Annotated in this window: 16 protein-coding genes; 9 read left to right on the top strand and 7 right to left on the bottom strand. The window is 42.2% G+C overall.

Going from position 1 to position 13538, the window contains the following annotated elements; translation table 11 throughout:
* From LFYK43_RS00215 to LFYK43_RS00205, 3 genes are all read right to left on the bottom strand, one after another.
* Positions 1-679: FGGY family carbohydrate kinase (locus LFYK43_RS00215; protein WP_268226775.1), on the bottom strand; the 679-nt coding region annotated here is incomplete at its 3' end.
* 17 nt (positions 680-696) lie between these two features.
* Positions 697-2028, bottom strand: coding sequence for a gluconate:H+ symporter (locus LFYK43_RS00210; protein WP_124974250.1), 1332 nt, complete (start codon positions 2026-2028; stop codon positions 697-699).
* 401 nt (positions 2029-2429) lie between these two features.
* Positions 2430-4019, bottom strand: a complete 1590-nt coding sequence (locus LFYK43_RS00205; RefSeq protein WP_174713937.1) for an Nramp family divalent metal transporter — start codon at positions 4017-4019, stop codon at positions 2430-2432.
* A 179-nt stretch (positions 4020-4198) separates the two neighbouring features.
* On the opposite strand from LFYK43_RS00205, the gene LFYK43_RS00200 reads away from it, so the two are divergent.
* The 5 genes from LFYK43_RS00200 (at position 4199) to LFYK43_RS00180 (ending at position 6760) form a co-directional block, all read left to right on the top strand.
* Positions 4199-4552, top strand: a complete 354-nt coding sequence (locus LFYK43_RS00200) for a hypothetical protein (RefSeq protein WP_124974246.1) — start codon at positions 4199-4201, stop codon at positions 4550-4552.
* Between the two features lie 2 nt (positions 4553-4554).
* Positions 4555-4749 (top strand): hypothetical protein, encoded by a 195-nt coding sequence (locus LFYK43_RS00195; RefSeq protein WP_124974244.1) that lies wholly within the window; start codon positions 4555-4557, stop codon positions 4747-4749.
* A gap of 57 nt (positions 4750-4806) precedes the next feature.
* Positions 4807-5619, top strand: coding sequence for an alpha/beta fold hydrolase (locus LFYK43_RS00190; RefSeq protein ID WP_124974241.1), 813 nt, complete (start codon positions 4807-4809; stop codon positions 5617-5619).
* Positions 5620-5743: 124 nt separating this feature from the next.
* On the top strand, positions 5744-6241 hold the full coding sequence (locus tag LFYK43_RS00185) for an AAA family ATPase (RefSeq protein ID WP_124974238.1): 498 nt from the start codon (positions 5744-5746) through the stop codon (positions 6239-6241).
* A gap of 18 nt (positions 6242-6259) precedes the next feature.
* Entirely contained in the window at positions 6260-6760 is a 501-nt protein-coding gene (locus LFYK43_RS00180) for an NUDIX hydrolase (protein WP_124974235.1), read from the top strand.
* 193 nt (positions 6761-6953) lie between these two features.
* On the opposite strand, the gene LFYK43_RS00175 is transcribed toward LFYK43_RS00180, so the two are convergent.
* The 4 genes from LFYK43_RS00175 to LFYK43_RS00160 all read right to left on the bottom strand — a co-directional run bounded on the left by LFYK43_RS00175 (position 6954) and on the right by LFYK43_RS00160 (position 10572).
* Positions 6954-8093, bottom strand: a complete 1140-nt coding sequence (locus LFYK43_RS00175; protein ID WP_124974232.1) for a hypothetical protein — start codon at positions 8091-8093, stop codon at positions 6954-6956.
* Between the two features lie 119 nt (positions 8094-8212).
* On the bottom strand, positions 8213-9295 hold the full coding sequence (locus tag LFYK43_RS00170) for a hypothetical protein (protein WP_124974229.1): 1083 nt from the start codon (positions 9293-9295) through the stop codon (positions 8213-8215).
* Positions 9296-9506: 211 nt separating this feature from the next.
* Positions 9507-9956: a hypothetical protein gene (locus tag LFYK43_RS00165; RefSeq protein WP_124974226.1), complete on the bottom strand. Its 450-nt coding sequence runs from the start codon at positions 9954-9956 to the stop codon at positions 9507-9509.
* 292 nt (positions 9957-10248) lie between these two features.
* On the bottom strand, positions 10249-10572 hold the full coding sequence (locus LFYK43_RS00160) for a hypothetical protein (RefSeq protein WP_124974223.1): 324 nt from the start codon (positions 10570-10572) through the stop codon (positions 10249-10251).
* 34 nt (positions 10573-10606) lie between these two features.
* Here LFYK43_RS00160 and LFYK43_RS00155 point away from each other — a divergent pair, with 34 nt between their 5' ends.
* The 4 genes from LFYK43_RS00155 (at position 10607) to LFYK43_RS00140 (ending at position 13482) form a co-directional block, all read left to right on the top strand.
* Positions 10607-11506: an ABC transporter ATP-binding protein gene (locus tag LFYK43_RS00155; protein ID WP_124974220.1), complete on the top strand. Its 900-nt coding sequence runs from the start codon at positions 10607-10609 to the stop codon at positions 11504-11506.
* Positions 11499-12731 carry an ABC transporter permease gene (locus LFYK43_RS00150; protein ID WP_124974217.1) on the top strand — a complete coding sequence of 411 codons (1233 nt, stop codon included), beginning with the start codon at positions 11499-11501 and terminating at the stop codon, positions 12729-12731. Before LFYK43_RS00155 ends, LFYK43_RS00150 begins: the two co-directional genes overlap by 8 nt.
* Positions 12732-12941: 210 nt before the next feature.
* On the top strand, positions 12942-13175 hold the full coding sequence (locus tag LFYK43_RS00145; protein ID WP_124974443.1) for a heavy-metal-associated domain-containing protein: 234 nt from the start codon (positions 12942-12944) through the stop codon (positions 13173-13175).
* A 19-nt stretch (positions 13176-13194) separates the two neighbouring features.
* Entirely contained in the window at positions 13195-13482 is a 288-nt protein-coding gene (locus LFYK43_RS00140) for an iron-sulfur cluster repair di-iron protein, ric (RefSeq protein ID WP_124974214.1), read from the top strand.
* The last annotated feature ends 56 nt before the right edge of the window (positions 13483-13538 follow it).

The raw sequence follows: 13538 nt of genomic DNA, 5'->3' as shown, positions 1-13538 counted from the left end.
CTGTTTGTTGGACATATTCTGGTTTTAAACCAGAGAATTGTGCATAGGCATCAACGACTGGCGGCAGCTGTTTGACATTCACTCCAGCAAGCTCGAGCGCTTCTGGGTCCCATTTTTGGGTAAAAATATTAAACAGCCCAGTGCAGCTGGCGATGGAGATGTCCATCTGCCAAGTCCCGCAAAGCTGGTAAAGAATATATTCTTTGATCCCACAGTAGTAGGCAGCTTTGGCATAGAGCGCTGGTTTGTTTGCTTTGAGCCAGCTGATTTTGGCAAGCAAAGTCATTGGGTGGTGGGGTGTCCCTGTTTTTTCATAAAGAGCCTGACCACGGGGCGAGTTTTTAATTTGCTCGGCGTGTTTTGCGGCACGGGTATCCGCCCAAGTTAAGAGTCTTGTCAGCGGTTGGTGATTTTGGTCTAGGACGAGGAGACTTTGGTTGGCACTGGAAAATGAGATCCCCTTGAGCTCGTTTTGCTTGAAATCGATCGTGCGAACCACAGTCGCTAACGTTGTAATGACCGCGGTCAGGATCTCCGCTGGATCTTCTTCGGCCATTCCGGTCGCATCGCGATAGAGCTCATAGCCTTCGTTGGCCTGGGCGTAAATTTGACCGTTTTGGTCGTACAAAACAGCCTTAGTGCTGGTCGTTCCAATATCCATACCGATCATATACTGCATCAACTAACATTCCTTCCTCAAATGAATAAAGATAAGCCGTAAATCAAGGCTAGACCCGTAATAGAAATGACTGCTGTCAGAGCCGTCCAAGACAGAAAGGTCTCCTTTAATGTCAGATCAAAGTATTCCTTAACGATCCAAAAGCTGGCATCGTTGACGTGATCAGCGAAAATACTTCCGGCTCCTATCGCCAAGACGACCAGAACTGGGGCAACCCCGCTTTGGGCAAGCAATGGGCCAACTAGACTAGCGGCTGTTAGGGCAGAGATCGTCGCTGAACCGATGCTTACTCGCAGGAGAGCCGTGATCAGCCAGGCTGCCAAAATTGGTGAAAGGTGGGTGTTAGTGAAAAGGGCAGCAATATAGTTGGTGATCCCGCCTTCCTCTAAGATTTGACGGAAGGCACCTACGCCGCCGACGATGAAGAGTAAGATCGCGATCTGGGTCAAAGCGGCTTCCAATCTAGCACCGATCTCTGTCATCGAAGTCTTTTGACTGATCCCCATTGTAAAAATGGCAAAAATTAAGGACAACAGCATGGCAATGTTGGCATTTCCGATGAACTGGAAAGCCTTGTTGAGGCCGTTGTTGGGTAAAGCATATTTCATGATCCCAGCCAAACCGATCAAAATGACCGGCATCATGACGGTCAAGATGCTTTTGCCAAATGAAGGGGTATTTTCTAAATCAAATTTCTTGGCCCTGCCGATCCCCAGCAAAGATCTTTGTTTGTGATAAACCTGGGGATAAAATTTCCGCAGAAAATGTTCAAAGGCAGGCCCGATCAGCAAGATGAGAATGATGGAGATCAAGAGACCAAAGGAGATCACTTGTGTCAGGTCAGCATGAAGGATCCCGGCCACCGCCGTTGGCGAAGGATGCGGCGGGACTAGGTTATGCAAGACTGCCAGAGTTGTCGCCATCGGGAGGGCAAGTGCCAGCAAAGGGATCCCGACTTCATTGGCTAAAACAAAAACCAATGGCAGTAAAACGACCAGACTTGCTTCAAATGAAAGAGTTAGTCCAAAAATGAAGGCAGCCAAGATCACACAGACTTGAATCTTTTTTTTGCCGGAATGTTCGATCAATGTGTGCGCGATGCGGTAACCACCGCCGCTGTCGGTGATCAGTTTGCCCAGCATGGCACCCAGACCAAAGACGATGGCTAAGTCGTCTAACTGATCGCCTATGCCAGTCGTGATAAATTCGGGAATTCGTGCCAGCGGGACCTGGAGGGCAAAAGCCGTCAAAAAGGCAGTGACCACCAGTGAAATAAAGATGTTCAATTTAAATTTGACGAGTAAAAAAATCAGAAGTATGACAGCAAATGCCACGATCGCTAGTTTCACAGGATAGACATCCTTTCTTTTCTAGGTTTTGTTAGCGAAATATTACAAAAATGACCTTTAGGACTCATTTTAATTTAAAAGGGTTTAACTTCAAAGTGAAAGTTTCCAACGTTTAATAATTATTATTAAAGATAAAGCTGTATGTAAACTCTTCCTTCTTTAGCATATCACGCTTACGGCTGCTTGGCTTGCGCGAAGAGCTCAGAATTAGATTAGGCGGCTGAAACTAAGTGATAGAAGATTGGTGGACACCGAGTGAGTTATGAGAAGAATATGCTTGTGTGGCAGCGTAAGTCAAGCATAACTATGCAAAAAAGCACTCTTCCAGCGGCTAAATTATCACCGTGTTGAAGGGTGCTTCTGATTTGAAAAGTTTTCTTATTGTAGACCGATATTTGTTCTTAATTATTTTTTTGGTTGGCAGCTTTTTCGTGTTCTTCTGCCAGACGTTTATCGCCGCGGTAGATATCAACAACAGTCCAAATCAACAGTGCTATGATCACAACAATTGCAGTATAGGCGATACTGTTAGCCAGTGTGATCTGAGCTGAAGTTGGGTTGTTACCGAAGAAGGAAGCGATCGAATCCGGCAAGCCCTTCATGTTCAAGAAGGTCAATCCTAAAACGGCGATCCAGCCAACAACTTTGACCCAGGTTGAGTTTTTGAAACGTTCACCCATTTCAGTTTTACTGTTAGTCAGCATCAACAACGGGATCATTGAGAATGGCAAGGCGAAGGCCAAGAAGACCTGTGAGTTGTTCATCAGGTTATTGATCGATTCATGTTGTTGGATCTCACTTTGACCGCTAGTCGAAAGAACGGCGATCAAAACAGGAACAACTGAAAGCAGACGAGTGACCAAGCGACGAGCCCAAAGCGGCATCTTCATGTGCACGAAGCCTTCCATGATGACTTGCCCAGTTAGGGTCCCAGTGATCGTGGAGTTTTGTCCGGAAGCCAGTAAAGCAACTGCAAAGAGCACGGATAAAGCACCAGATTTAGCAACTTCAATCAACAGTGGGTTGCTTAAAGCCGAAGTATCAGATAAAGCTTCGTACAGACCGAAGAAGGAAGGATCTTGAACTGTCCCTGATTTGAAAACAGCCACGCCCATGATCAGCAGTAAAGCATTCACAACGAAAGCCAATGATAACTGGATATTTGAATCCCAAGTCGTAAACTTCACTGTTCGAGCAACATCTTCTTCATCAGAATGGTCAACTTTTCTAGTTTGTGAAATAGCAGAGTGCAGGTACAAGTTATGCGGCATCACAGTGGCACCGATGATCCCCAAGGCACCCGAGATTGGAGTCATTCCTGCAACTTCTGGGTGGCTGGCAAATGTATCGGCGGAAGGTACGAAGCCGCTGATCATTGCGCCCCAGTTCGGATCAGATAAGGCAACTTGATAGATGAAGACAGCTAAGATCACGAAGATCAAGCAGACAACGATTGCTTCGATCTTACGGAAGCCGATTTTGGTCAATGCGAGTAAGATTAAAACATCCAGAACGGTTAGGAAAACAGCTATTACCAATGGAATCTTAAATAGAAGATAAAGCGCGATCGCACCACCGATAACTTCAGCGATATCGGTCGCCATAATAGCTAACTCAGTCATGAGCCATAAAATAATACCTAATGCTTTGCCGGTTCTGGCTCGGGTTGCCTGTGCCAAATCCATTTGACTTACTATGCCCAGTTTAGCGGCCATGTATTGCAGCAACATGGCAATTAAACTCGACATCAAAATCACTGACATTAAGAGATATGAGAAGTTTTGTCCACCGGTGATAGAAGTTGACCAGTTACCTGGATCCATGTAACCGACAGCAACCAGAGCTCCGGGTCCGGAATACTTTAATAAGGTTTTCCAGAATCCTTTTCCTTTAGGAACTTCGACAGTTCCGTTGATTTCTTCAAGTGAGCGTCCGTTGGCGTATTGAACCAAGCGGCGTTTTTTTTGAGTTCCAGCCTCATTTTTCCCCACGCTTAAAACCACCTTTCTTTTAACCATAAGACATTGTACACCAGATATTAACTTAATAAAACAAAAAAATTCGGGATGCTTAAAAATGTTTTCTGAAAATAAAATCCCGTTAGAAAAAAGGTGTTACTTGAAAAATTTTACCTTTATAAATTACACTTAGCAAAAAAGAGGTAAAGCGAATGATTGACTGGAAATACGGTTTAATTAACTTGGTAGGCGGGCTCCCTTTTGTTTTAACTTGGATCTTTTTTGCAAGTAAAATTATGCTGGGTTTAGGAGTCGTTTTTATGCTTATATTTATCTTGGGACAATTTTGGCTTTTTTCAGACAAGTCGTCATATCATCCCCGCTTTCATCCGACTACTATCAAGCATTTTGACGGTATTTTTCGCTTGGCAATGACGGTTGTTATGCTGGTTATGCTTTGGCTTTTGCCCGCTAAATTCACGAATTATTATTTGCCGGCATTGATCATGTTGGCAAATGTCATTCCAGCCTTCTTTACGAAGGAGTCAGCTAAGGAGGAAAAATAGAATTGAAGGTTAGAATAATTTGGTGGATCCAACTGCTTATCAACTGTTTCTTTTTCTTGCAAGTGGTACAGTGGCTTGAAGGTTATTTTGTACTAGAAGGTGGGCTGGATTTTGTGGTGGACATACTATTAATTATTTTGGCCATCATTTTAGGTTATGCCCTGACAGTTAAATTCGAAAATGATCCTGAGAAGTAAAGGCGACTTAAAAGGTATAGAAAGTGGTATACTTTTTTCTAATATGGAGGTGGGTTGATGGGACAAGCATTAGCAGATCAGAGAATTGAAACGGAATTAGGAACTTTCAGAGTCGCGTTTCGGCCAGGGAAAACCTTAGTCGTGTTTTTGAACGGTGCCTCCAGCTTTGAGACGGAGCAGACTTTTAGACCAGTCATCGACCGGCTGCCGCCGCAAACAGGAATCTTGGTGGTCGACTATATCAACCATGGGTTGAGTTCATTAGAAAAACGAGCCTTTAATTTAGAAGAAGAGGCTGGCGTGATCTTAAAGATCATCCAGCAGCAAGGGGCGCAGCGGATCCTACTGGTTGCCCATAGTTTAGGGGGTGTTTATGCCCTACATATTGCACAAAAACTAAATAATCTAATTGGTTTTGTGGGAATAGAACCGATGACACGTGAAATTATTTTAGATCCGCCTCATAGCGGTGGCTATCAAGCTGAAATTGAAGCTGCTGCCAAAATGACGGAGAAAGATGTGTTGAGACTCTTTAAAAGAAGAGTTGAGCGGTATTTTCCGCCATCTTTAGCCCAGCAGATCTGGGAAACTAGTCTTGCTGACGAAAGAAGATCAGATCCTGCGATCGAGCAGCGACAATCCGCCGATTATAGTGCTGCTTTAAAAAGATTTCCGAATCTTAAGTTGAGCCACGATCTGCCTGTCACTATCTTTGCCAGGGATTTTCGTGAGGCGGAATATCGGCGGTCCGAATATTTTACTGAGAAGTGGAACTTTAAGCCCTATGGAAGTTTTCATTATGTACACTGGGAATATCCAGGTGAAATTAGGACTACAATTGAAGAATTGCTGGTTAGGGAGAAGATTTGATCATTGACGCGTCAGTTTGAATGAAAAGGCCATTAGGTCTGCACAAGCAGTAAGACGATGTCTTGAGTTGTAGTGGTGATCCAATAGCAGGATTTGGAAAAAATTCTAGGAAGGAGTAGACTGAATGACTAAACTGATTATCCTTCGCGGAAATTCAGGCAGCGGCAAAACAACGACGGCGTACAGGTTGCAACAAGCCTTGCAACCAGCACAGGTCCTGGTAGTTGGACAAGATGTGGTTCGCAGACAAATGTTGAATGTGAAAGACACTCCAGGTAATCCAAGTATTGAGTTGATGGAGTATCTTTGCAGGTTTGGCAAAAATAGGTATGATTACGTGATCCTTGAAGGAATTCTTGGAGCTGCTAAGTACCGAGACATGCTGTTACACTTGCTCTCATTTTTTGAGAAAAAGACGTTTGTCTATTATTTTGACCTCCCCTTTGAAGAGACGGTTAGAAGAAATAATCAAAGGGCAACTGCACGGCGTTTTGATATGGAAACTTTACATAAATGGTGGCTGGAAAAAGATTTTCTGCAAGTTCCAGAAGAACGGGCGATCAGTGCAGAGATGAACCCAGAACAATTGGTTAATAGGATCACCACTGATCTGAATAATTAAACTGGAGGGTACTAAGAGATGGCTGAAAAATTTCATCGTGCGTTTGGAGTATATGGAATTATCGGGAATCAAGATGGCTTAGTGGTCATCAAGAAAAATGGCGGGCCCTACATCAATCGTTACGACTTACCCGGTGGCAGTTTAGAAGACGGCGAGCCTTTGAACCAAGCGATTTCTAGAGAAATCAAAGAAGAGACAGGATTGACCGTTAAAGATTTGAAGCAATTAGGCGTGACCTCTTTTAGGTATCCGTGGGACTTTGAACGATGGCATTACAACCAGCACATCTGTGTCTTCTATGAAGTGCTTGAAGTTGGTGGGCAACTTCAAAATGAGGTTGGCCAATTTGAGGGGCAGGATTCATTAGGGGCAAGAAAAGTCGCACTGGAGAAATTGACCGGTGCGAATTGCTCGCCGCTGGTTTTGAAGGCTAAGGAATATTTGCAGACCGGCAAGGACTTCAAAACAGATGATACAACCTTTAAAGAGTGGGAAGTGTTAACTAAGCCGGTGTATTAGTCTTCCAAAAGGTAAAAAGTGCTGCTAACTTAATTGCTATGTTAACAGACAAAATTTTAAATGAAGGCTTGATGACGGGAGTCTGGAAAACAGTTGGTCGATAGTAGGCAAATCAACTTGAGGAGAGTGGTCAAATGGGCTTTTGGGTCATGATTTTGGCGGTAGTCTTTGGTCTGATACTCATCAGGCTTGGTTATATCGAACAGACTAGGTGGTGCAAATGGTTCTTTCTAACATGTGGAATTTTTGCAGTTTTATTTGCGGTTTTTTTGGCTACTCCAGTTGGAGCAGCAGTCTTTTGAGACCATGGAAAAATTATTTTAAAAGTACCCGTATATTCTCGCATATATCTCTGGATAAGAAGTTTATCAGCAGCACTGTTCATTGGAGAACCGGTACCAACAGATTTGTTCAAATTAACAGGAACATACGATTTAACAGTAGCATCAGGACCGTTCACATCATAATTAAACGTTGTGATATATGTTTTCTTACCCTTGCTCTCAATAGAGTATGTTGGTGTATTCGCATGTGGCCCAGGGTCCTTCTTGTTACTCATATAGGTATAACCATCATATGTTGTGGTCTTCTTTATCTTATAAACCGTAACCTTGATGTTCTTGCTATAGTTGTACTCACCATTTTTCGACTTATCCCCATAAGGTGCACTGGTTTTGTTCCCTTCATATAATTTTTTATTACCACCAGCTACCTTAACAATAACCTTACGTTCTTCAGACTTAGTAGATGCTGATACCTTAATTGGATGCGCGGTTATATCCACGGAATCCACACGATTGCCCTTATACCGCCATTGTCCAGTTTTATCGTTAGGCGTTGCCCCATTTTCCTCAAGATAACTAACAAAATTAGGATTAAGGCGGTTCGTAATGGTAGTATCTACGCCTACGCCTGGACTCCCATTTAGTACGTCTATAATTGGCCATGTCATATAATTATCTGTGGATGAATATGATCCACCAAAATGGATATTGGGAGATCTTAAGTAGGCCCAATAAATACCATTAAGATTTCTATTAAATGCTTTATGGCTTTGTTTGGGTATATGCATAGCCCAACCATTTAAAGATGCAGATACCGTTAGTTTCTTATTTTTCGATGATTTACCATTGCCCCAAGTCTGCCATTGTAGTTTCGCTTTACCCGCAGTTGTAACAGTATAGTTACCAGAAGAACCCGCTCCGCCTTCGTATCCTCCTCTCGACTTGCCCGATGTATAGACTCCGGCATGTGCTACACCTTGAGGTATTGACATTAATCCTATCGCGCAGGCTGAAGCTAACAATAAACTTCCTAATTTAATTTTTTTCATAAGGTCATTTTAACCTCCCACTATTTTTAATTTAATGATCTATTATATTGCTATAATAAGGCTCAATTAAACAGATAAATAAAGCAGATATAAATTTTATACCTGCTTTAAATAATTACTTAATTAATCGTAAATCCACCTTGTTGTTTCCCATCTTGATATACTGTTGTATTTTTCCCATCGGATACCGTTGTAGAATGTTGCACATTCCCATTATGATTTGATTGTACATGCCCAACAATTTTCCCATTACCACTGTTGTTAGCAGGTCTGCTAGGCTGTGATGGTTGGTTTGGTTTGATATAACCGTTACTCCCGCTCTTTCTTGGTTGGCTGTATGAATTGCTGCGAACGCCATTTGAGCTGTAATTCCGATTGCTGTTCCCGCTGTAACTGCTGTTGCTCCGTCCGCTATATGAATTTGAATTCCCGGAATTGCTGTTTCCTCGATATGAGCTGTTCCCATTTACTGAACCTTGCCCGTTACCATTACTCTGACCGTTGTTGCTTTGGTTTTGTCCGTTAGCCTGATTTTGCTGTGATGACTGTGCTGCTTGACTGGATTGCTCTGACTTCTTGCTTTCCTCAGCCTTCTTGCTCTCATCATTCTTTTTCTGCTCATCTAACTTTTTCACACGGTCCTGATATTTCTTAATCAAACCATTAATCTGTTTGGTGTAATTTTTAACATTATCCTCTGTAAATACAGCTTCCTTGTTATCATTAACAAATTTCAATTGACCCTGTAATGATTTAATTTTCTTGTTCAAACCATTTACATCATTTTCCTTGTTAACATCCTTTACGGTTAAATCCTGAATCGTTTTATTGGTCTTATTCAGGAAATATGCCTTACCGCTATGAATAGCATCCTGATATGCATTGGTTAACTTGCGATATGAATCTGGTCCCTTTTCATATTTTTGATACTTTAATTCAATTTTCTTTAAATCATCGAGTTTCCTTTGGTCATTCTTTTCATTTTCCATCTGCTTGCGAAGCTCTGATACCTTATTAAGTTGCTCCTTGTGGTTATTTGATGCTTTTGCTTCTGTTTGAGCGATCTGTGCGGCGGGGTGAGAATTCATACTTGCAAACCCTACTCCACCAACAGCCAAAACAGCAACAACAGCTCCAGAAATACCTACAGCTAACTTTTTATGACTACTTCCGATTTCTAAAAAATGATTAGTTTTGTTCATTTTATTTCTCCTAAAATTATAAAATTAAATTAGCCACTACCATTTATCGTTTACCACTCAGTTACGTTAGTGCTGCTTTTTGTGAGGAAGGACCAAGACATGAAACGAAAACTATCTCCCTCACAAGGTTAGCGCAGTTAGCTGACTCCTCAACTTGTTTGAAATTCAGCTTGGTGTTCTAGCTGGATCAATTCGACTGATGTTTGTCCCTTTAGCGATCATTGGGGGAATGCTGTTCATCCAATCGTATGCTTCTCACGCTGTTTGTAGAGGTTGAGACCTTTACTTCAATTTTTGAAAAACATGTTTCCTGTATTATTTTATTTCCTACGCGCCGATTGTTCACGTATTGGTCAATAATTAAGTCTGCAAGTCTGTTCAGAGTATCTTGATCAACTGCTTCACTAACCTCTGCCATCCAAAATATTAATTCACCACATTGAATTGCACGGGTAAACTTTGCATCATCTGCAGAACGACTAGACCAAGATTTCATCAAATGCCAGTACTGTGTCGGATTTTTCACCCCCAATTCGTTAGCGTAGCTTAGGTAGCCACCACTTTTTTGACGATAACCATTTTCAATCAACCTATTAGTAATTGGACATGGTACATTTTCTTTATCAACAAAAAATTTCTTAATTTGGGAATTAGTTAACATTTTTCTATCACCTGAGCATTAGCAATATTTTAAACAGCAAAATTGCAGAACACTAGCCACAAGAATGTACCTTGATAAATTTTAGAACTGTAAAACAAGTTAATTCCAAGCTCAATTTTTCGTTACAGACTAAAATCGCTACTACATATTTTATCGGCTAATTAATGTCAGATTTAACCCGAATAATTCATATTTTTGCTCATGGACCAGCTTTTAATCCAAGCAACCTTAAAATGTAGAAAAATACATTGAAATGGACAGGAGACTCTCTGAAAAAGTGCAGACTATGCCTTTAGCCTGGATAAGTCTTTTTTTGTTTTTGCGGCAGTCTTTTGAGACCACGGAAAATTATTTTAAAAAAATGCAAAATAAAAAAACAAAATCGGTAATTTTTGCGTATATATAAATGTATGTCTGTGACATACATACCTCTAAATATTGCACAGATCCCAAAAGTCCCTTCTTTCTTTTCAATTGCTTTCGCAACTTTTGGGGTCACCGCATAAATCTCACCCCTAGCGGTACGAGTTTCAGGCTGACTCGCACCGCTTTTTTTGCGGGTATATTTCTTTTCATAACGAGAACCATAGTGTAAGCTCAAAGAAACAACTAGCATTTGAGCTAGACTAGCTGGAAAGAAGGCGATATTAGTGTTAGAGATTCAGAATTTAACGAAAAAGTTTGCCAATGTTAAGGCAGTGGATGATTTGTCCTTTGACGTCCCGACTGGGCAAATCGTGGGTCTGATCGGGCAAAACGGGGCGGGTAAAACCACGACTTTTCACAGCATTCTAAACTTCCTGCATTATGAAGGGGAGATCCTCTGGGATAAACAGCCGCTGACCGAAGAACAGCTGGATCAGGTCGGCTACCTGCCGGAAGAACGAAGCTTGCTGCCGAAAATGATGGTCGAGGAGCATATCTTATATTTAGCCAAACTCAAAGGCAAAACAGCGCAAGAGATCAAGCCGCTGATCAATGACTGGTTGGAAAAATTTCAGGTCAAGGGGCAAAAGAGTGATAAGATCAAGGATCTTTCTAAAGGAAATCAACAAAAGGTTCAATTGATCTGTACTCTGATCCATCAACCCCGACTAATTATTTTGGATGAACCCTTTAGCGGCCTGGACCCAGTCAACGCTGACTTGCTGAAGAATGCGATTTTAGAGATGAAAGACCAGGGTGCAGCCATTATTTTTTCTAGCCATGACATGACGAATGTCACGGCTGTGTGCGATCGTCTGGTCATGTTGCGTGATGGACGGGCCGTCTTGAATGGAACTCTCGACGAGGTGAGAGAACAATTTGGCCGGACCGAGCTGTACGTCACGACCGAACGTCCCCTAGCAGACCTCCAGGCACTCCCGCATGTTCAGTCAGTTCAAGCATTGTCTCAAGCTCAGCGCTATTTATTGCATTTAGACGATCCTGCAGGCGGCCCAGAAATCTTCGAACGTCTGACTAATGGCCAATATATCCGTGAATTTAGTCAGCAGCCGCCGACCTTAGACATGATCTTTCGGATGAAAGCGGGTGAAGGACATGCGTAAACTCTGGATCGTAACTAGTCAGACCTACCTGCGCCAGGTGAAAAGCTGGAGTTTCATCATCTTTGTGTTGTCGCCGTTCCTGTTATTTGGGATCTCGGGTGGTGTTGGGTACTTTAGTGCTAAATCAGCTGAAACGTCTGTTAGCGACAAAATTGCCGTTGTTTCTGCGCAAAAAACAGTCCGGCAGCAATATCTGAAACAAAATAAAGACGATGTCGCGGCAAAATATAAGACGCAAGCGGCAGCCAAAAAAGCCTTACATGACAGTGAAATCGCCGGGTACTTGGTTTTGGATACTGACCAGCATCAGGTAAAAGCAACCTATCATAGTACAGATGCGATGGATTCTGAGCTGCGCACCAAGACGATGGTTTTTATTAATAGCATGCAGCAGCAGGTGAATTATGCTAATGCCAAGCTAAGCCCACAGCAGGCCCAGACTTTGACCATCCAGCCGCAGTTTGACCAGCAGTTAAAAGAAACGAGCAACGAGACGCAAAAAATTGCTGCCCAAATCTCTTTTTGGATCATCGTTTTGATGGTTTATATGGTTTTGATCAATTATGCTTCGATCGTTGCCAATGAGATTGCTTCTGAAAAAGGAACTAAGATCATGGAAATTATCTTTTCCAGTACTGCTCCGGCAAAGTATTTTTACGGCAAACTGCTTGGTGTTTTTTTGGTGATCCTGACGCAGCTGTGTTTGTACCTTGTGGGTGGTTGGGCTATTTTTCAGGGAGCTAAGCAGCTGCAGCTGGTGCAAGATTTCTTAGACTCAGGCGGAGAGCTGATCAAATTGATCATACAAAACTTGTTGAACGCCAACTTGTTGTTCCTGCTTTTGGGAGTCATGATCTACACGATCTTGGCGGCCTTCAGCGGGGCACTGGTTTCTAAAGTAGAAGATGCTTCTAAGGCAGCAACACCAGTAATTTATCTGAGCATGGTGGCTTTCTTCATCACGATCCCATTTCAAGATAATGCTTCGGCGCTGCTGGTCAAGATTTTATCCTATGTGCCGTTCTTCTCCAGTTTCTTCATGCCAATGAGGATCATCGACCATTCAGCTTCAGGGCTCGAAATTACCTTGTCGTTAGTGATCTTAGCTGCTGCGGTCGTTTTACTGGCGGTTTATATCGGTCGGATCTATGGTGGACTGATGCTGCAGACGGATGATACCAGTTTTTGGAAGAGGTTTAAGAAAGGGCTGGCATACTCGAAGTAAACAAGGAATGACAGAATTAGCAGCAAAAATTAAATCAGGTTCAAAGTTTTGGGAGAGTTCAAAACTTTGAGCCTGATTTTTATGTTTTTACGATCCGTGATGAAAAATTTGTGACTATTATTATCGAAAAATTGACGATGATCAATTATAAAAAAGCACCAGATATCTATACTACATGATAGAGAGAGGCAAGAAAGGAGATCTTTAATGATGAAAAAAGCTGTTATTCAGTTAGAGGAACTAGCATGTCCAACCTGTGTCAAAAAAATCGAGGCTGCCGCTGCTTCAGTGGCGGGGGTTGATAAACCCAGCATCAAAGTAATGTTTAATGCCAGTAAGTTAAAAGTCAACTTCGATGAGCAGAAAGTGACGATCGAAGCTATTAAAAAAGCGATCGAGGATATTGGATACGCAGTACTCAAGGCAAAAGTTATCCCGGTTTAAAGAAAGAAGGATTTAATCAATGAGCAAGTATAGCGATTTACAAGAAGAATACTTTCCGACCTTAGAAACCTATACTTTAGCGATCACTCGGGCGCATGGAAAAAATCATCCAGAGACGTTTAAAGTTCATGAGTTATTTGGCAAGATCGAGGCCAAAACGCAGGTTGGCGCAGATGTCAGTACAGAATACCAAGAAATAAAAAAAGTAACTGATAATTATCGGATCCCAACAGACGCGTGCCCGACAATGGAAAAAACGTACCATTTTTTGGCCGAACTAGAGCAGGCATACAGTGCAGAAAAATAGGTCAGAGCAAAAAGCAGGTCCAGCAAATGAGACCTGCTTTTCGCTGAGAAAGGAAG

It is taken from the genome of Ligilactobacillus salitolerans, assembly GCF_003864415.1.
Taxonomy (GTDB): domain Bacteria; phylum Bacillota; class Bacilli; order Lactobacillales; family Lactobacillaceae; genus Ligilactobacillus; species Ligilactobacillus salitolerans.
This window is presented reverse-complemented; position numbering and strand designations above follow the sequence as displayed.

What these genes read in the sequence shown, in the direction of transcription:
- LFYK43_RS00145 (WP_124974443.1), top strand. Translation starts at nt 12,942, where the DNA reads ATGAAAAAAGCTGTTATTCAGTTAGAGGAACTAGCATGTCCAACCTGT.
- LFYK43_RS00175 (WP_124974232.1), bottom strand. Translation starts at nt 8,093, where the DNA reads ATGAAAAAAATTAAATTAGGAAGTTTATTGTTAGCTTCAGCCTGCGCG.
- LFYK43_RS00160 (WP_124974223.1), bottom strand. Translation starts at nt 10,572, where the DNA reads ATGCTAGTTGTTTCTTTGAGCTTACACTATGGTTCTCGTTATGAAAAG.
- LFYK43_RS00165 (WP_124974226.1), bottom strand. Translation starts at nt 9,956, where the DNA reads ATGTTAACTAATTCCCAAATTAAGAAATTTTTTGTTGATAAAGAAAAT.
- LFYK43_RS00190 (WP_124974241.1), top strand. Translation starts at nt 4,807, where the DNA reads ATGGGACAAGCATTAGCAGATCAGAGAATTGAAACGGAATTAGGAACT.
- LFYK43_RS00150 (WP_124974217.1), top strand. Translation starts at nt 11,499, where the DNA reads ATGCGTAAACTCTGGATCGTAACTAGTCAGACCTACCTGCGCCAGGTG.
- LFYK43_RS00200 (WP_124974246.1), top strand. Translation starts at nt 4,199, where the DNA reads ATGATTGACTGGAAATACGGTTTAATTAACTTGGTAGGCGGGCTCCCT.
- LFYK43_RS00170 (WP_124974229.1), bottom strand. Translation starts at nt 9,295, where the DNA reads ATGAACAAAACTAATCATTTTTTAGAAATCGGAAGTAGTCATAAAAAG.
- LFYK43_RS00185 (WP_124974238.1), top strand. Translation starts at nt 5,744, where the DNA reads ATGACTAAACTGATTATCCTTCGCGGAAATTCAGGCAGCGGCAAAACA.
- LFYK43_RS00180 (WP_124974235.1), top strand. Translation starts at nt 6,260, where the DNA reads ATGGCTGAAAAATTTCATCGTGCGTTTGGAGTATATGGAATTATCGGG.
- LFYK43_RS00140 (WP_124974214.1), top strand. Translation starts at nt 13,195, where the DNA reads ATGAGCAAGTATAGCGATTTACAAGAAGAATACTTTCCGACCTTAGAA.